The 18,824-nt window shown below is 36.2% G+C and carries 15 protein-coding genes; 14 read left to right on the forward strand and 1 reads right to left on the reverse strand.

Annotated features, from left to right (window positions below; translation table 11 throughout):
- Positions 1 to 72 precede the first annotated feature (72 nt).
- The 5 genes from BC6307_RS07020 (at position 73) to BC6307_RS07040 (ending at position 8,619) form a co-directional block, all read left to right on the forward strand.
- Positions 73 to 1,080: a Wadjet anti-phage system protein JetD domain-containing protein gene (locus BC6307_RS07020; RefSeq protein WP_084380120.1), complete on the forward strand. Its 1,008-nt coding sequence runs from the start codon at positions 73 to 75 to the stop codon at positions 1,078 to 1,080.
- Complete coding sequence (locus BC6307_RS07025) at positions 1,067 to 2,566, forward strand: replicative DNA helicase (protein WP_066411287.1); 1,500 nt, start codon at positions 1,067 to 1,069, stop codon at positions 2,564 to 2,566. Before BC6307_RS07020 ends, BC6307_RS07025 begins: the two co-directional genes overlap by 14 nt.
- Positions 2,567 to 3,307, forward strand: coding sequence for a DUF6063 family protein (locus tag BC6307_RS07030; protein ID WP_066411284.1), 741 nt, complete (start codon positions 2,567 to 2,569; stop codon positions 3,305 to 3,307).
- Positions 3,294 to 7,706, forward strand: coding sequence for a coiled-coil domain-containing protein (locus tag BC6307_RS07035; RefSeq protein ID WP_066411282.1), 4,413 nt, complete (start codon positions 3,294 to 3,296; stop codon positions 7,704 to 7,706). The genes BC6307_RS07030 and BC6307_RS07035 overlap by 14 nt, the downstream gene beginning before the upstream one ends.
- A 397-nt stretch (positions 7,707 to 8,103) precedes the next feature.
- Positions 8,104 to 8,619, forward strand: a complete 516-nt coding sequence (locus tag BC6307_RS07040; protein ID WP_157076574.1) for a DUF4652 domain-containing protein — start codon at positions 8,104 to 8,106, stop codon at positions 8,617 to 8,619.
- Between the two features lie 140 nt (positions 8,620 to 8,759).
- Here the strand turns inward: BC6307_RS07040 and BC6307_RS07045 are convergent, their stop codons facing one another.
- Entirely contained in the window at positions 8,760 to 9,080 is a 321-nt protein-coding gene (locus BC6307_RS07045; RefSeq protein ID WP_084380118.1) for a TIGR00366 family protein, read from the reverse strand.
- A 377-nt stretch (positions 9,081 to 9,457) separates the two neighbouring features.
- On the opposite strand from BC6307_RS07045, the gene BC6307_RS07050 reads away from it, so the two are divergent.
- The 9 genes from BC6307_RS07050 to BC6307_RS07090 all read left to right on the forward strand — a co-directional run bounded on the left by BC6307_RS07050 (position 9,458) and on the right by BC6307_RS07090 (position 18,690).
- Positions 9,458 to 10,192: a GntR family transcriptional regulator gene (locus tag BC6307_RS07050; RefSeq protein WP_066411274.1), complete on the forward strand. Its 735-nt coding sequence runs from the start codon at positions 9,458 to 9,460 to the stop codon at positions 10,190 to 10,192.
- A 73-nt stretch (positions 10,193 to 10,265) separates the two neighbouring features.
- The gene (locus BC6307_RS07055) at positions 10,266 to 11,111 is read left to right on the forward strand and encodes a fructoselysine 6-kinase (RefSeq protein WP_066411271.1); all 846 of its coding nucleotides are present in this window, start codon (positions 10,266 to 10,268) and stop codon (positions 11,109 to 11,111) included.
- Positions 11,112 to 11,219: 108 nt separating this feature from the next.
- Positions 11,220 to 12,509: an ABC transporter substrate-binding protein gene (locus BC6307_RS07060; RefSeq protein WP_066411268.1), complete on the forward strand. Its 1,290-nt coding sequence runs from the start codon at positions 11,220 to 11,222 to the stop codon at positions 12,507 to 12,509.
- A 57-nt stretch (positions 12,510 to 12,566) separates the two neighbouring features.
- Entirely contained in the window at positions 12,567 to 13,454 is an 888-nt protein-coding gene (locus tag BC6307_RS07065; protein WP_066411266.1) for a carbohydrate ABC transporter permease, read from the forward strand.
- Positions 13,455 to 13,461: 7 nt separating this feature from the next.
- Positions 13,462 to 14,289 carry a carbohydrate ABC transporter permease gene (locus BC6307_RS07070; protein WP_066411263.1) on the forward strand — a complete coding sequence of 276 codons (828 nt, stop codon included), beginning with the start codon at positions 13,462 to 13,464 and terminating at the stop codon, positions 14,287 to 14,289.
- A 111-nt stretch (positions 14,290 to 14,400) separates the two neighbouring features.
- A complete protein-coding gene (locus BC6307_RS07075; protein ID WP_066411260.1) occupies positions 14,401 to 15,237 on the forward strand; it encodes a TIM barrel protein in 837 nt (278 codons plus the stop codon).
- Positions 15,238 to 15,272: 35 nt separating this feature from the next.
- The gene (locus tag BC6307_RS07080) at positions 15,273 to 16,493 is read left to right on the forward strand and encodes an MDR family MFS transporter (RefSeq protein WP_066411254.1); all 1,221 of its coding nucleotides are present in this window, start codon (positions 15,273 to 15,275) and stop codon (positions 16,491 to 16,493) included.
- A gap of 157 nt (positions 16,494 to 16,650) precedes the next feature.
- Positions 16,651 to 17,664: an SIS domain-containing protein gene (locus BC6307_RS07085; RefSeq protein ID WP_066411339.1), complete on the forward strand. Its 1,014-nt coding sequence runs from the start codon at positions 16,651 to 16,653 to the stop codon at positions 17,662 to 17,664.
- Between the two features lie 12 nt (positions 17,665 to 17,676).
- Positions 17,677 to 18,690 carry an SIS domain-containing protein gene (locus tag BC6307_RS07090; RefSeq protein ID WP_066411250.1) on the forward strand — a complete coding sequence of 338 codons (1,014 nt, stop codon included), beginning with the start codon at positions 17,677 to 17,679 and terminating at the stop codon, positions 18,688 to 18,690.
- The last annotated feature ends 134 nt before the right edge of the window (positions 18,691 to 18,824 follow it).

Raw genomic sequence — 18,824 nt, forward strand, 5'->3', positions numbered from 1 at the left:
TAATACTTGTCTCTTTCTAGTAAAATAGTAATATACAAAGATTGTAAATAGGAGTGTAAGCAATTGGAAGAGATGAAAAAATTTCTGAATACATATAGTAAGAAAACGATTGGACTAACAGAGCTTGAACATATGTTCACATCATCTTTTCAATCATACGAGCAATTTGCAAAGGTAGTATTAAAGTTGGAGAAATCAGCCATTTTAGTAATGGTAAAATCGAAAGGGCGAAACAGTAGAATACCGTCTCTTGCTTTTCAATACCGAATTAACAAAAGTCTTCTTGTAGAAGATTTTCATCAAGAACTTGTCCAATATCGTAGACGTTTTCATTCTTCTATTATTTTGGACGAGTATTACTCAAAAGACCAATCTTTATGGAAACAGGACTTACCTTTTATCGAGAAAATAGATGTATACCTTAAACAAAATTCCTTTCCTACAGACCGTGTACCTGCAGCTGAAAGAAGCTATGAAATAGTTGGAGATGAAAAGTGGATAGATGAAAAAGGCGGGAAAGAACTTCTTGAAAGAATTAAATTATTTGATAAGCTTCATATACTACCTGTTTCAGATCCTCTTATGTTAGCAGTACATCCTTCCAATCTATCAAACGACATTCAATATCATTTAATTGTAGAAAATAAAACGACATACCAAGGTTTAGTCGAAGTGTTAAAAGAAACAGACTTCTCAACTATCATTTATGGAAAAGGAAAAGCTGTTATCGCAAGTATTGAACAGTTTCCATTTCAGTTTCCTATTAAAGCAGATCATCGTTTTCTTTATTTTGGAGATATTGACCGTGAAGGAATATCGATATGGTATTCGTTGAATGAGAAGAGAAGAGTCGAACTTGCATTACCTTTTTACAATGCGTGTTTAAAGAAATCACCTGCAAAAGGGAAGGAATATCAAAAAGAAAGATTGGTAGCGCTGGAGTCTTTTGTAAACTGTTTTGAGACTAATCAGCAAGAGCAAATAAAAACATTACTTGCAAACGGACAGTATTATCCACAAGAATCCTTAAATACAAAGGAGTTACAACAGATTTGGAGGGACTATTTTGGACAAGCATGAGTTAAAGGAAATAACGAGTGGATATAGAGAGCGGATGAGAAGGCTTGCATTGTTTGACCCTTTATTTGAACTAGACCGAAAAAGAGAAACAGACATTAATCAGAATACAATAGATATGAAAGGTTTAGGGCTATTATCCTTGCTCTTTTTCTTTGAGAACAAGCTATTAAGGCAATATAAAACGGGAGTAAAAGAACTGGCCTCATTTTTAAAATCTTTAGTATCTTCTCAATACGTATTAAATGATGCGAGCTATGAAAGGTTAGCTCGAACGATTATACAAACTTTTCGACCCACTACTGGTAGAAAAAGAGATTATTCTTATTTTAATTGGGAAGAGCAACGAGAACAATTCATTGAGTACTCGATACTAAAGGCTAATGCATTTGATTTAAAAACGAACACACAATACTATACGTTGGATGAAGATGGATTAGAGTTAGTTTTTGCAACGAAAGAGTTTTATAGTGAATTTCAACTTTCTATCAATCAATTAATGTTAAGGAAGCAGCTTGATAAAGGGGAATTTAAAGGTGCGTTAAGACAAATTAACGAAATGCGTATTGATGTTGAGAGTTTAGAAGAGAGAATGAATAAGTTGAAGCACGAAATTCAGCGGAGCATCGTCTCAGAGGAAACTTTTGAGAGATACAAGCAGCTTCTAGAGGATATTTATGGACGTCTAATAAGAGAAGATGAAGAATTTAAAGAATTGCGTCAGTTTGTAAAAGAGACAAGAGAGCGACTTTTTTCTAAAGATATTCATAAAAAAGAAGTAAAGACGTATGAGCTAATAGTAAAAATAACAGGTGAATTAGAGTCCGTTCATTATGATCATTCTAGATTGCTAGATAAAACACTAAGTATGAAAAATACAACGTTATTAGCCGCACAAGAATCCCTTTACTATACAGGTATTCAGTCATTTAACTTCGATCAAGACATTGTTTCGAAAATCGTATCTACGCCATTACCGATGGATGCGATGAAAGGCGTTCTTCATCCTTTTTTACAGGTTGAGCAAAACGTTCAATGGTCGCCATTAACTGTTTTTGCTGAACAAAACATATCAGAGGAACGTGAAGAAAAGGTGGAACAAAGTTTTCTTTCCGTTCTAGATGAGGAACCGAATTTACCTTATCGAAATTGGTTGAAAGCAAAATTTAAAGAGCTTATGCAATATTATTTGTTAGCTTTTGAGGAAGAAAAAATCTCAACGCTCACTCAATTTATGGATTATCTCGATAGGAATAGCCTTTCTTCTATTTACGAACAACGTTATTTTTATGACTTTTGGATCATCTTACATCAACGATCTCCTATTGTAAATGGAGAATTAGACGAGGAAGAAGGAAAAACACTATTAGGAGATGCTATATCATTATTAGAGACAAAAATACTAGTTATTCAAGAAGGAAACGAAATCATAAATAGATATTCCCGTTATTCTATTCAAGATATGGAGATAACTTTGGAGGAGAATTAAATGAATTACTCTGAACAAAAAATCATTAAAGCCTTTCAATTATATACAAAGCTTGCTAGAGATGGAGTGGCAGATCGTGAAGCAGTGCAACTATACCGAGCAGATGATGAAATTCGTGGACTGCTTGAGATGTTTAGCCAGGAAGTAGATGCGGTAGTGATATCTACAAGTGAACAACTTTTCTTAGTTCCTAAAACGAAGCTCTCTTTTTTTCATGTAAGCAACGACTGGATCAAAAAGAATTTTTTACGCTCTAGTTCCACTAATGGTGATATATACTTACTTTATTTTTCCACAATTATTCTATTCGGTAGCTTTTACGACACGTATCAAAGTAATGAGCCGACAAGACAATTTATTCGACTTGATGAGTGGATTCGATTTATTCAAGAGCGAATTGACCAATTAAAATCTCATGATGAGGAAGAGTTAAAAGAAGTAGAAAAAGAGTTTTCCTATAATTGGAGATTGATTATCGAAAAATGGGACGATATGGATGATATTAAAGAAACAGTTAAAAAACAGAGCGGAAATACGATAAGCCGTCTAAGCTTTATCGATACAGTAAAAAGGTTTTTACTCTCTCAACAACTAATACAGGAAATTGGAAACGATGAAATAACGTTAACGGAAAAGGCGAAAACGATTATTCAGAGATTTTTCATGGAAATAGAATATAACAAAGGAATATTGGAGTTCATATACGGATTTGATCGGAGGGATGAACGTGCCAGCCATTAGTAAAATTAGATTAACTAATGTTGTTTACGAAGAAGGTAATAAGAGATATAATGATGAGCTTTTTTTATTTGAAGGACATAACGGTGCCATTTTACTTGAAAACGGTGGCGGGAAAACAGTGCTCATTCAAACGGCATTGCAGGCCATTTTACCTCATGTTGATTTAGCAGATCGGAAAATTAAAAATACACTCCAGCTTGAAAACGCCCCTGCACATATTGCAATTGAATGGATTATGAATGATCAACCACGTCGGTACGTTGTGACAGCCGTAACGTTATTTATGACGAAGAACGGTTTAGACTCTTATCGATATGTGTACGAATATGATGGGAATGATCCACACGGAATAGAAGGTATTCCTTTCGTTCGTGGTGGAAAAGACGGAAAGAGAACGGCCGATCGTGGGGAAATGCTAGATTATTATAGTGGTATGCGTGAACGTTCATTTATGGCACGTACATTTCCTACTATTAAAGAATATAAAACGTTTATCGAAGAACAGTACCACATTATTTCAAGCGAATGGGAAAGTATCGTGAAAATTAATAGCTCGGAAGGTGGGGTAGAGGCATTTTTTGACGACTGTAAAACGACGAATCAATTATTTGATCGACTCCTTATTCCAACGGTAGAACGTTCTATAAATGGTCATGAAGAAAATATGTTTGCTGACTTATTTGAAAAGCAGCATACGAGTTTTAAAAACTATAAAAAATTAAAAGAAACATTGGAAGAAAATAAACAAATTCAGAGCGAACTGGAAGAGTATGTATCTGTTTATGAAAAATTACATCAACGAGAAAAAGAATATGAAAAAGCTAAACAGCGCACGAAAGGTACATGGACGGTAACAATAGAACAACAAACGAAAGCCACCGTTGAACACGCCGAAGTATTAACGAAACTAGAGGAATGGAATACTTCCGAAACTTTTTATCAAGTAAAGTCTGCCTCGTATGAAATTTTAATAGAAGAACTAACGTTAAAACGCCTGGAAGAGGAGTTAAAGGAAGTGTTAGGCGATCGAAATAAAAAGGAAGAAGAACTCCATACGAATAAAAGGGAATATTTTTCCTTGAAATTGTCTGACTTAAAAGCAAGGCGTAAGGAAAAGCAAGATTCATTAAAGCATATAGAAGAGGAGCTTGCTTCGTTTGAACAAACGGATGAAGTAAATGACTTTGAAGAAAAACTTGAAATAGCAAGACAAGAGTTGCGCGGTTTTTATATGGAAGAGGAAGAACGATTAGAAAACCAACGGAAAAATGTTTCATTAGAGCTAAACCCTATAATAAATAAACTAGAAGGGGAAATAGGAAGGAAGCAAGAAATAGAGCATAAGGAAAGAGATGCACTAAATTTAATTTCTAGTTTACAAAGTAAAATAGAAACGAGAACAAACGATTTACAACGTTTAAAGAATCAGCTTCTTGCCAATCCGACACAGGAAGATATGAAGGAGGAAATGGAAAAATGGACGAAGCGTCAACAATATCTTGATGACGAAATTATTTCTTTCATAAAGCAAGAAAAAGAAAAAATGGGAGAGATAAAGGTATTAACGAAGAAGCTAGAAGAGAATCAGCTTGAAAAATCTAGAGTGGAAAATAAGCAAAATAATGTAAACTATCAACTAGATCAATTTATAGAAGAACAAAAACATGTGATAAAGCTGCTTAGTTCCCTACGTCCCCAATGGGCATCAATCGAAAAAATTCATTTACAAGAGGAAGCAATTAGGACAAGGTTAGAGGATGAAATAACAAAGCGAAAAAAGGAACGAGATCAACTATTATACCGCGAGCGAATCGCTTACCGTTATGTGGATGATTATGATAGACAAGATCAATTTTTCGGGGATGCTTTTTTAGAAGAAAAAGTTCAAAGCTGGAAAAATCAATTTGATTATGTTGTCACTGGTGTTGAATACGTACAATCAATGAACGAAAAGGATAGAGAAAAGTATAAACAATATCCATTATGGCCACTTACTTTAGTAACGACAAACAAATCGAAGGAAGCTTTAATAGGAAAAATAAGGAGCATATCCGATCAATTGCAGTTCCCTATTGTTGTCATAACTACGGAAGAAGCAGTTGAAGTTCAGGAGGAGTCTGCTAACTATTGGGTTTCTCCTAGCCATTGGGGAGAAAATATTGAACTTAGCACATTTACTAATTGGAAAAAGGAAATAAAGAAAAGTGCATTCGAAACAACCGCTATTAGAGAGTTAAAAGAACAAGAGATAAAAGTTTGGGAAGAATGCCTACATGAATTAACAAAATTTCTAGAAGTAAATCCGTATAAGAAAATCTTTACGTTAGAAGAAGAAAAAAACAAGCTATCAAACCTTCTTCAAGAACTAGCAATTATGATACAAAAAGTTAGAACAACTATTGCGGAGCACCAATCTGCTATTACTGTTTTCCAAACAACTATCAACAATTATCGGGATGAAAAACAAGGGCTTGGGGAAAAAATTTCCAAAGCGATGGATTATTTACATTATGAACGCGAGCTTGAAGAAGACAGCGAGCGTAAGCAGCTTGCAGAAAAAAATCTTCAACATTTACAGAAAGATTTGACGAATTGTATGAGGCTCATCGAAGATTTCGAGAATCAAAAAAGAGAGCTTCAAGATCGAAAGAATCAATTGGGAAATGAGTTAATTTTATTAAAAAGAGAAGAGGCATATCCATCTGTTCAATCTTTCACCCCGATTTTTACAGGTAAAAGTAAGCAAGTTCTTTTAGATAAAATCCAAGATTTAAAGTTTTCTCTAGAAAAAATTAATCGAACTAAAGGGGAGTGGATTGCAAAAAGAGAAGGTGTGCTCGAATTTCTCCAGTCCAACAATGACCAAATCAATGATTTACTAAAAGAACAGCAAAATTTAGATGAAGACATGCTATTTCCTGGGGACGGTAAGCAAAGGATGAGTATTCTTTTCGGGAAAATAGAAGCTTTGAAGGTAGAGCTTGAAAACGCCAATCGTAAAGTTCAGGAAAAAGCATCGGAAAAAGATAAGCAACTTGGGCTATTGAGTAATAGGCTACTTCAATTTAAAAAAGACTACCCTTCCTACGAGATAGTGGAATTTGCAGAAGGCGTAGAAAAGCTACAAAGTAAATTATTGCAGGAACAACAACATTTAAAGGAACGAAAATCTTTCCTCGATCAAGAGAAAGCTAGAATGGAAAAGCAAGTAAAAGAATTACAAGAAGCAAAGTATAGTCTGGATCTTTTTATAGAAGGACACCATTTTAATGCACCTGACGTCGAAGCAGTTCGATTAAACGACGAAGAATTGAACGACTTCACCTATAGCCGAAAAAAATTCATAAAGGCAATAACAGATCAATTGAGATTAGGCAAGGCAGCAGTGGAAAATGAGAAAGAAACAGTTGCACGAGCAAAACGTAAATTTAGAGAGTTTTGTAATACAGAAATCTCAGATGTAAAACTCCGTCAAATGGCTTTAACAGGTATTGAAGTGAAACAATCATATGATGATATTCTTGAATTCAAAAGAAATATGCTGCAACGGATAGAAAGAGTAACAGTTTATGCAAATGAACATATTCGCCAAAGTGATGAAGATATGCAATTGTTCGTCACACAAATTCATACACATTTGCTTACACTTACAGAAGAGCTTAAGCAAATTCCGAAAAAAACGAAAGTGAAAATAGTTAATGATTGGAAGCAGATTTTTAACTTTAATATACCTGAATGGGACGAGGAAATTGGAAAAACAAGAATCCTAGACTATATTGAGTGGATACTTCAGCAGCTAGAGTCAGATCGTTTTTATAATGATCAAGGGGAAGAGGACGCAGCAAAAATTCGAAAAGATATTGAAATGTGGCTACAGTCCAAGCAATTACTCCAAATCGTTATGAATAATGAAGTGATGAAGGTTAGTTGTCGCAAAGTAACGAATGACAATAAAGTGACGACACGCTCATACTCTTGGGAGCAAAGTAATGTATGGTCAGGTGGAGAAAAATGGAGTAAAAATATGACTTTGTTCCTTGGAATTTTAAATTATGTAGCAGAAAAGAGACAGCATATCCAATCGAACATGAAGCGGCACCGAGCAGTCATTTTAGATAACCCATTCGGTAAAGCATCCAGTGACCACGTCTTGAGTCCGGTTTTCTTCATCGCAGAGCAATTAGGATTTCAAATTATCGCTCTAACAGCACATGCAGAGGGTAAATTCCTTCAAGACTACTTCCCAATTATATATAGTTGCAGATTGAGAGCATCTACAGATTCATCAAAAAAAGTCATGACGAAAGAAAAATGGCTCCATCATGCTTACTTCCAAGACCACGAACCGGTAGCAATGGAACGATTAGGGGAAGTGGAACAGATGAGTTTGTTTGAGTAGACTTCTAATTTAAAAGAAATTTATTATGTTACAGTAGAAATTGCAATAAATAGAGAAGAGGACGAGATATTACAGCCACTAGATATGAGGAATTACCTTTTAATCTAGGTTATGATAGAAAATGGATATTTCAATGTAAAAAATGGAAAAGAATGCCTAGTAGTACCGTATTATATAATGAAATATCAACAGCGGCTCAGCATCAACCGGATTTTTGGGTATTAGTAATACCACTTAATCCTACACCAAATCAATTAGATTTCCTAAATAGTATAGAAAAAAGTTAACCTTTTAAAATAATCTTGTTTCCTCTTTCAGTAATTGAAGAGATAATTTATCACATTCCAGAGACCAAAAGTATTTTAATTCGTGGTTTACTACCTAATGGGAGTGAAGAATGATGTACCAACTTATGTATGATGAAGTCAATGAGAAGTTAATACAAATTAACCCAAGTGGAGAGAGTACTATCATTACAGAAGACTTTCCTTCTAAACCCGAAGTATCTCCTGACAAAAAGAAAGCAATTTATATTTCGCCTTTAGAATGGGAGAGATCGGGAAGTCTTTATATGTATGATATGGAAAGTGGATACATTCAAGAAGTTATTTCTCCTGATAAAGATGGCAACATTCCTAAATATGCTGTTTGGCTTAATAAAAAGACGATTGCACTTATTAAAGGTTATGGGGACGGGACTGTTGGAATTGGCGGCAATGTGTTTATTTATGATATTGAAAAGCAGCAATTAACTCAGATTACCCATTTTTCTAGTAGAATACAAATTACAAAATTACTTGTAAAGGGAAAATTACTTATCTTAAGAGGTATTAGATATACGGATGATAATTTTTCAGCTTTTAAGGAATATGAAGAAGAAATGCTTATCGATGAAGTATTAATTGATAAATGAGTAAAAAATGAATGTTTTTTCAATCTATCTGAAAAAAGGGCTGTCCAAGTTGAACGAGGGGACAGGATTATGCACACATTTGTTAAAGGTTATGTAAAAAAATGGATGAATAACTCTCCTGTCCCATGTCCCGTTGTAGGTTAAAATAACATTGGAATAAAAGTTACGCCTATTGTAGAGATAATAAATAGAATAATCATGGAAACTAAACAATAACCCCAAATATCTTTTAAACTGAGTCCAGATAACCCTAGTGCAGGTAATACAAAAAATGGTTGCATTAAGTTTGTAACAATGTCTCCGATTGAAACGGAATTAATTGCTACTGAAACAGGAATTCCTAGTGTCTGAGCTGCATCAATCATGATTGGTCCTTGGACTTGCCATTGTCCCCCTGCGGATGGAACAAAAACATTTACAATAGATGCCTGAACAAGGGGACAGGAAAATCGTGCACACATTTGTTAACAGTAATGTCAAAAAATGTGTGGATGACTTTCCTGTCCCCATGTCCCATCTGCCTACGCCTAAACTGTTCATAAAGGTGAAAAAAACAGATTTATGTCGAAGAAAAACTGGTTGCTTTTTTAGGGCTAATCATTGACAAGTTTAAATATTTAGACTATTCTAACATTACAAGTTTTGCTTCTTTTTTTTAAAACTGATTGTAAGCGCTTTATAAATATGTCAATTTCATAATCTGCTTGCTTCCTAATTTTTTATTACTTTTACTAAAAATGGTATATACCATTTTTAGAGGAGAATATTGTTAAAGTAATGCTTACATTTCATATATAATGAAAGTAAGATTACTTTAAGAAAGTGAGAGAACCTTACCATGAGCAGGTTAGAAAATCAAGAATCAATCCCTTTTTATAAACAACTGAAAGAAAAGATTATGGAGGATATTGAAGTAGGTAAATTAAAACATGGAGATAAGCTTCCCTCTGAACGAGATCTTGCTTTACAGTATGGAATTAGTAGAATGACTGCAAGACACACGCTATCGATTTTAGAGAGAGAAGGACTCGTTGAGCGCAGAGTGGGTGCTGGAACATTTGTTTCAAACAATAAGATTCAAATGGATTTTATCACCTTTAACAGTTTTACGAATGACATGCTGGGTAAAGGGCTGACTCCAAGTACACAAGTACTTTCTATCGGTCATATGGAAGCGACTCCTTTTTTAGCAGAGAGACTGCAGATCCCTGTTGGGGAAAATATGTTCACTGTTAAAAGATTGCGACTAGTAGATGAAAGGCCCATTGCCATTGAAGAGTCATTTATTCCTGAACGATATTGTAGAAATATTGAGGAGCATATCACAGATAATACATCGTTATACCAAATATTAGAAAGTGTTTATGGGATTGTGCTTGTAAAAGCAAAAGAGTATTTGAGAGTAACTTTCTCTGAAGAAAATGAAAGCAAATTACTCAGAATCCGTACAGAGAGTCCTTGTATTTTTCGGGAGGCAGTTGCATTTGACCGTAATAACAAGGAAATCGAGTTTTCTACCTCGTTAACTAGAAGTGATATCGTAAAGTTTTATTCGGAGCTTAACCTAAAATGATTGTTTTTCATTTTAGGTATTTTCTTACATAAAATGGTATATACCATTTTAGATAATCTTTAAAGGAGTGGTAATGATGAGGGTAATCGGAGTGGGAGACAATGTAGTTGATAAATATGTTCATAAGCAAACGATGTACCCAGGTGGAAATGCATTGAATTTTAGTGTGTATGCGAAACAGCTTGGTAATGAAGCTGCGTACCTAGGCGTCTTTGGAAATGATAAAGCAGCAAGTCACATCATTAAAACATTGAAGAGCTTGGAAATTGATATCACACATTGTCGTCAACATTCAGGGGAAAATGGGTATGCGGCAGTAGATTTAGTGGATGGTGATCGAGTATTTATAGGAGGAAATGAGGGCGGTGTCCAAAAGGAGCATCCAATTATTCTTACAAAAGATGATTTAGAATATATCCAAACCTTTGAAATAGCTCATAGCTCTATTTACAGTGATATGGACTCAGAACTACATAAGATTAAAGAAACGAAAACTCTCCTATCCTATGATTTTTCAAGTGATTATACAGATGAGAAATTGCGTGATGTTTGCAAACATGTTGATATTAGCCTTTTATCTTGTGGACAGTTATCAGATGAGGAAGCTATTAACCTAGTAAAGCAAGTTCATTCTTATGGAAGTAGTTTGGTTATTGGGACGATGGGCTCTCGAGGTGCTATGGTGTACGATGGTGACCAATTGTACCGCCAGGAGCCGCATTTTGTAAAACCTGTTGACACATTAGGAGCAGGAGATTCATTTTTCACCGCATTTATCCTTCATTATATAGAAGGTAAAAAGAACAAAATCTATGAATCACATGGTGAGTTACTAAGAGAGAGCTTACGTAAAGGAGCTGAAATTGCAGCAAAAACCTGTCTTGTTGATGGCGCATTTGGCTATGGGATTTCTTTTTAAATTTTTATAAAGAAAGAGTAAAAATATGAAACTTATTTGGAGGTGGTTATCGGAAAAATGATTAAATAGAAAGACTGGTATTTTTCAAAAAATAAGGAGGGTTAATGAATGAAAAAAATGACAAAGACGCTTGGTGTTATGTTGCTGATGTTCGCCCTTATCTTAACAGGGTGTTCCAATTCTTCCTCTAGTAAAGATTCAGGTAAGACTGTCTTGAAAATTTTACACAAGTGGCCTCAACCAGAGTATGCACCTTATTTTGAAGAAGTTGTTGAGGAATTTGAAAAACAAAACCCCGATATTAAGATTCAAATGGAAGCTATTGCAGACGAACCAATTAAGGATAAGCTAAGAATCATTCTTGGTGGTAATGAAGTGCCAGATATCATGTTTTCATGGTCAGGTGAATTTGCTAGAAAATTTGTTCGTGCTGGAGCAGCCTTAGATTTAACTCCTTATTTAGAAGAAGATACTGCTTGGAAAGATAGTTTTATTCCTGCATCCCTTCAGCCATTTTCATCCGACGATAAAAATTATGGTATACCTCTTCGTTTTAATGGAAAATTCTTTGTTTACAATAAAGAAATCTTCGAAAAATATAATCTACAAGAACCTCAGACATGGGATCAATTTACTACACTACTAGACACACTCAAACAAGGTGGAGAAACTCCCCTTATATTAGGAAATGAGAGTCCATGGGCTGCCATTCATTATTTAACTGGACTTAATCAAAAAATGATTTCTCAAGATGTTCGTATGAAGGACTATAATCCACGCTCAGGGGAATTTACTGATCCTGGATATGTAAAGGCAATGGAAATGTTTGCAGATTTAAATAAAAACGGCTATTTAATGGAGAATGTCAACTCTAGTTCCCATGATATGGCTGTACAATATTTCTTCGCTGGTAAAGGAGCTATGATCTATGTTGAATTAGAAGAGTTCCAAAATGTAGAGAATAATATGAATGGAAATTGGGGCTTCTTCCAAATGCCTGCGATTTCAGAAGGAAAAGGCAATCAGAACTTCATTACAGGAGCACCAGATGGATTTATCGTTTCTTCTAAAACGAAGCACCCAGAAGAAGCTATTAAGTTCTTAAAATTCTTAACTAGTAAAGATAATGCTGTAAAACTAGCAGAGCAAATTGGCTGGCCAAGTCCAATTGATGGAGCAACTAACCCAGACACAGCCCTTCAACAGGTTGTTGATGGTGTTGAAACAATGAAGAAATCAGAAGGAATGGCAGAATGGCTGGATACTGACGTTCATGCAAAAGTGGCAGATGTGTATTTAGCTAATATTCAATTGTTGCTAGATGGTTCGAAATCACCTGAAGAAATCATAAAAGAAATCCAGGCAGTTGCGAAAGAAGTTCAAAGTGAAGTCGAATAATACTAGACGGGCACGCAGTTTTATTACACTGTTTGCCCCCTCTTAGGAGGGTATTGGATGAAAAATAGTTATCGAAATAGTCGCACTGCGATCCTTTATATTATGCCAGCGCTTCTCATTGTTGTACTAATGGTGTTCTTGCCAATCGTCCTTAATTTGTACAATAGTTTGTTTAGGTGGAATTCATTTGATGCTGGGAAAGTGTTTGTTGGATTCGATTATTATTTTAAATTATTTAAGGATCCTATCTTTTATACAGCACTAAAGAATAACTTTCTATATGCAGTCATTTCTCTTATTTTTCAAGTAGGATTAGGGATAGTTCTAGCTGCGATTCTTGAGGATAAATTGATTCGAAGATTTCAACCGTTTTTCCGAACAGTCTTTTTTATCCCTTCTGTAATCTCGATTGCAGTAGTTGGGTTAATGTGGCAGCTTTTGTATAATCCAGAGGTTGGACTTGTGAATGGGGCATTGAACGCGATTGGTCTATCTGAATGGACCCATTCTTGGTTGGGAGATAGTAAAACAGCGATATATGCCGTTGTTGCGGTCTCTCAATGGCAATACACGGGTTACATGACGATGCTGTTTTTAATAGCGATGCAAAAAATCCCTTATGAATATTATGAAGCTGCCATGATTGATGGTGCTTCCAAAATTAGAACGTTTTTTCACATCACGTTGCCACAAATAAAAGAGATGATCCTTGTTGGAAGTGTGATTACGGTCATTGGCGCATTTAAGGTTTTTGATGAAGTATACGTGATGACTGGTGGGGGTCCAGGACGGTCAACAGAGGTTTTAGGCACGATGCTATATCGAGCCGCCTTTAGGAATGATGAGATGGGCTATGCCTCTACAATCGGTACCGTTATTTTTGTAATTACACTAACTCTATCTTTGATTCAGATGAGGATGGGGAAAACAGGTAAGGAGGTGTAGGGAGAAAATGAAAATTAAAAATCGAATCTTTCAGACTATCATTTTAGTATGGTTTGGACTGTTTTCATTGGTCATTATCTATCCTCTTATCTGGCTTGCATTAAGTGGTTTAAAATCAAACAGTGATTTTTTCTTGAATACATGGACTTTACCAAAGGAATGGTTGTGGAGTAATTACAAGGCCGCCTGGGATGCGGGGGTCGGAAAATACTTCTTTAACAGCATCTTTGTTACACTTGTTTCTGTTTTACTCATTTTACTGATAGGGTCCATGGCTGCTTATGGATTAAGTCGGTTTCAGTTCAAGGGACAAAATGTATTGCTGATACTTATATTGAGCGGGTTAATGCTAGCTCCACAGGTTAGTTTAATTCCACTCTATAAATTACTTCAATTTTTAGGGTTATACAATACATATGGTGCACTAATCCTACCATATGTTGCCTTTCAATTACCTTTTGCAATCTTTCTAATGAGATCGTATTTTCTTTCGATTCCACGTGAATTAGAAGAATCAGCCATTATCGATGGTTGCAATACTTGGAAGGTGTTCTGGCATATTATCCTTCCAATGGGGAAACCAATTATTGCCTCTGCGGCCCTTTTAACAGGTATGTTCGTTTGGAATGAATTTATGTTTGCACTTGTATTCATTGAAGACTCAAGCCTTCGTACGATTCCAGTCGGACTTATGAACCTAAGAAGTCAGCTAAACACAAACTTTGGAGTCCAATTAGCTGGTTTAGCGATTTCAGCGTTACCGATGATTATTGCATATATCATTTTCCAAAAACAATTTGTTCGAGGAATAACTGCCGGTGGGGTTAAGGGCTAGGAGTTTCTATACTCCTGTCCCTTACTAATATAAATAAATTAATATTGGTTCAAATGGTATATACCAAATCGAACATTAATATTCTTATGTTGTAGGGAAGAGGTGAGTAGGATGAAAAGGTCACAAATAACAGGTATGAATTTTCACTATTTGCACTATCCACTTGAATACTTTCTAGATGCGATGGTTACATATGAATTTGAAAAAATCGAGCTTTGGGGCGCATCTCCGCACCTTTATGTAGAAGATCTAAACTTAAGAGAGGTACGTCAGATCAAAAAAGAGATAGATAAAAGGGAACTTAAGGTAGTCTGTTTCACACCAGAACAATGTATGTATCCCATTAACCTATCTGCAAAAGAAGCGAGGATTCGGGAGAGAAGTGTTAATTACTTTAAAAAGTCGATGGATGCCGCCATTGAAATAGAAGCACCCATGGTGTTAGTAACAGTAGGCTGGGGGTATCGTAACGAGTCAAAAGAGGAGGCGTTAAAAAGAACAAGGGATTCACTTGAACAGCTTACTGCTTATGCTGAGGAACGAAACATTACCTTGGCGCTAGAACCATTGCAAAAGGTTGAATCAAACCTTATCTGTACATTAGCAGATCTTAAAGAAATGCTCTCGTCTGTACCATCAATGTACCTAAAAGGGATGGTTGACACAATTCCTATGGCGGTGGAAGGTGAGAGCTTAGCGAACTATTTGGAAGAGCTAGGAAATGATTTGGTTCACATTCATTTCATCGATGGAAATCCAACCGGACATCTTGCTTGGGGAGATGGAACGCTACCAATTCAAACGTATATAGAAACATTAGAAAAATATCAATACAGAGGGGCTTTAACGTTAGAATTTACATCGTATCAGTACTTGCAAAACCCAAATCAAGCAATCGAACGGACGCTAAAAACACTTCAACCCTATCTATCTGGATTAAGGAAGTAAACAGGAAAGAGAACGATAGATAGGGGCTAGATAAGATGAAATTATGGAGGAGCTACCCAAGAAACCTTAAAGTCTTGATGATTGCCATGTTGATCAATTCAACGGGAATGGCATTTCTGTGGCCGTTGCACACCATTTACATTACGCAAGGGATGAACCGATCGTTAACAGATGCAGGTTTCGTTTTGATGGTCCACTCAGCTGCTGAAATTGTTGGAAGTTTTCTAGGCGGTTATTTGTATGACCGTTTACGTGGAAAAATTACGCTGTTATATGGCGGAATTGCTTCAACTCTAATGTTACTGGTGATATCGGTCGGTCTTTCCTGGCCAGCTTATATTTTTGCAATGATTTTATTGGGAGTAGGTATTGGAACGATTTTTCCAGCAATCTATGCGCTTGCAGGGAGTGTTTGGGTAGAAGGGGGAAGGCGTAGCTACAATCTCATATACCTTATTTTAAATATTGGAGTAGCCATTGGAACGGCATTAGGGGGGATTGTTGCACAGTTTTCCTTCCGTTATGTATTTTGGGCGAATGCATCCTCATACGTGATTTTCCTTTTAGTTGTTTGGTTTTTGCTTCAAGAACCTAAACAACAGGTTCAACAGTCAGAAAAACCGTCACGTACACTTAATCGTTCGGTACGATTTTCTAAATCACCTGGCTTTGTATCGTTCCTAGTTCTTTGTTTGGGGTTTATGTTCTGTTGGATCACTTATATTCAATGGCAGACTACGATTTCGAGTGTAATGCTTCAATTTGGATATAGCCTGTCCTCTTATAGCTTGCTGTGGACCGTAAATGGACTATTAATCATCCTCTTACAGCCAATTATTCAGTGGTTCATGCAAAGGCGAAATATAGGATGGGGATGGCAGCTGGAGGCTGGTGTTGTTTTATACATGATTACATTTCTTTTACTTTCGCAGAGTCAGCAATACAGTGCCTTTTTAATAGGGATGATGATCATGACGATAGGAGAGATTCTAATTTTTCCACTCGTACCTGCGATAGCAGATCACCTTGCACCAAATGGTCGAAAAGGTATATACCAAGGGATTGTAAATGGGGCGGCTAATGTAGGAAGGACGATTGGGCCTTTATTTGGCGGGCTATTGATAGATTTCTTTTTACCGAAAGTGTTTCTTTATTCATGTGTCGGTGTGTGTGGATGTGCCTTGATATGTTTCATTTCATATCAAAGGCTTCAATATACAAAAAGCAACATGGAGCTAGTGAAAGTCAGTAAATGATAAAGGAGGAAACAAAATGTTAGCTGAAGTGGAATTACACATCAAGACATAAACCATGTTTATTTTGTAGCGTGTGGGGGTTCGTCCTCTCTCGTGTATGCGAGTAAGTATGGGAGGGTATTCAGGAGTACGTACTATTAAAATTGGAGGGAATACAATGTTAAAATTTGATGCTAATTCTTTTTTACAAGCCGTTGGAAAGGAAGCTTTTTCTAAGAGGGAGGAAATTGAAAATGTCGTTGATGCAATTTCTCAAAAGGGGTTCAAAAATATCTTTTTGATTGGATCTGGTGGAACAATTGCGATGATGTATCCGTACGAATATATCTTTAAATCCACTTCTTCTTTAGAGGTTCACGCTGAGATTGCTGCAGAGCTACTTGTGGTGAACAATCGCCATTTAACGAAGGATTCTGTATGTATATTTGCATCTGTTACTGGTACAACGAAGGAAACTGTCGCCGCTGCAGAATTCTGTAAGGAAAAAGGAGCTACAACTATTGGGTTAGTTGCAATACCTGATACACCGCTCGCAAAAGCTGTTGATTACTGCATTTCTACTGGGAAAGAGAAGCATTCATTTGATACATTCTTTATCCATTTGCAATTGCTTACTTTCCGCTTTATTCATAATCACGATGAGTTTCCTCAATACGAGAAATTTGCAAATGAGTTAGCGTCATTACCAGAAGGAATGGTGCAGGCAATGGAGGAGTTTGATTCAAGAGCAGAACAATTTGCGATTAAGCATAAAGATACAGGCTACCATATGTTAGTTGGAGCGGGGAATCTATGGGGGAACACGTACTCCTATGCAATGTGTATTTTGGAGGAAATGCAATGGATTAAGTCTAAATCGATCCACGCTGCAGAGTTTTTCCATGGAACTTTGGAGATCGTTGAGGAAGATACGAGTGTAATCATTTTTAAGGGAGAAGATGAAACTCGTCCGTTAGCAGAAAGAGTAGAGCGCTTTGCCTCTAAGATTACAAAAGAACTTTTTATACTAGATACTAAGGATTACAAGATAGCTGGTATTAGCGAAGAATTTAGAAAATATGTCGCGATTAATGTGAACTGGGCATTAACATCTCGATTAAGTGTCTATTTAGAACGGGAGAGAGATCACTCGTTAGATATTAGAAGATACTACCGAAAAATGGATTATTAAGGAGGGAAATGGATGTTTAATTTTGATGTGGAGAGATTTTTACGAATCCAAAACGGAGCACTGTCCCTAAAACATGATTTTGAAGAAGCAATTGACTCCATTTATGAAAATGGAATCGAAAACGTCTTCTTTGTCGGAACAGGTGGAGCCACAATTTTGATGTTTGCAGCAGAGTATGTTGTAAAGAATAATTCCAGTTTGCCGGTATACACTGAAATTTCTTCCGAATTGATGTTAATGGATCACAAGCATCTCGGTGAGAAATCATTAGTCATCCTACCGTCATTGTCTGGTACGACAAAAGAAACTGTAGCAGCCGCTGAGTTCTGTAAAGAAAAAGGAGCTACTACTATTAGCTTAGTCGGGCATGCGAACACACCGCTTGCAAACTGTACAGATTATACGTTTGTAAATTATGCAGCAGACGATACATCTTGTGAATCGTTCTATATCCAATCATATTTGTTAGTATTTCGGTTAATGTATAAACGTAATGAAATGCCAACATATCACCAAGTCGTTGAGGAAATGAGTAAACTTCCAGAGGCGCTCGTAAAAGTGAAAGAGGCAACGGAAGAGCGTGCTGCTGCATTTGCAAAAAAGCATAAAGAGACAACCTATCATATCCTTTCCGGAACAGGAATTGATTGGGGGCAAACCTACTATTATGGGATGTGTATATTAGAAGAAATGCAATGGATTAAAACCCGTCCAGTACACGCTTCTGACTTCTTCCATGGGACACTTGAGCTCGTGGAAGAAGACACAAGTATTCTATTATTTAAGGGAGAAGACAAATCTAGAGCCTTGACAGAAAGAGTGGAGCGATTTGCAGAGCATTACTCAAAAGATTTAACTGTATTTGATACGAAGGACTATGAGTTAGAAGGGATATCACCAGAAGTACGATCTTTAGTGTCACCGATTGTCCTGGCAACTCTTCTCGAACGAGTAAGCTGCCATTTAGAAGAACAACGAAATCACCCACTTTCTACTAGAAGGTATTATAAAAAGGTACCGTTTTGATAGGAAGTACTTGCCGCAAGTAGAGCGGCTGACCTAGATAGATGAAGAAAAAAGGAATTAACCGCTATCATTCGGTCAATGGGCGGTTTTTTCTCTTTTTATGGTGACAAGTGTGATTATCTAAACTATTAGAG

This window comes from Sutcliffiella cohnii (genome assembly GCF_002250055.1).
In the GTDB taxonomy this organism is placed as follows: Bacteria; Bacillota; Bacilli; order Bacillales; family Bacillaceae_I; genus Sutcliffiella; species Sutcliffiella cohnii.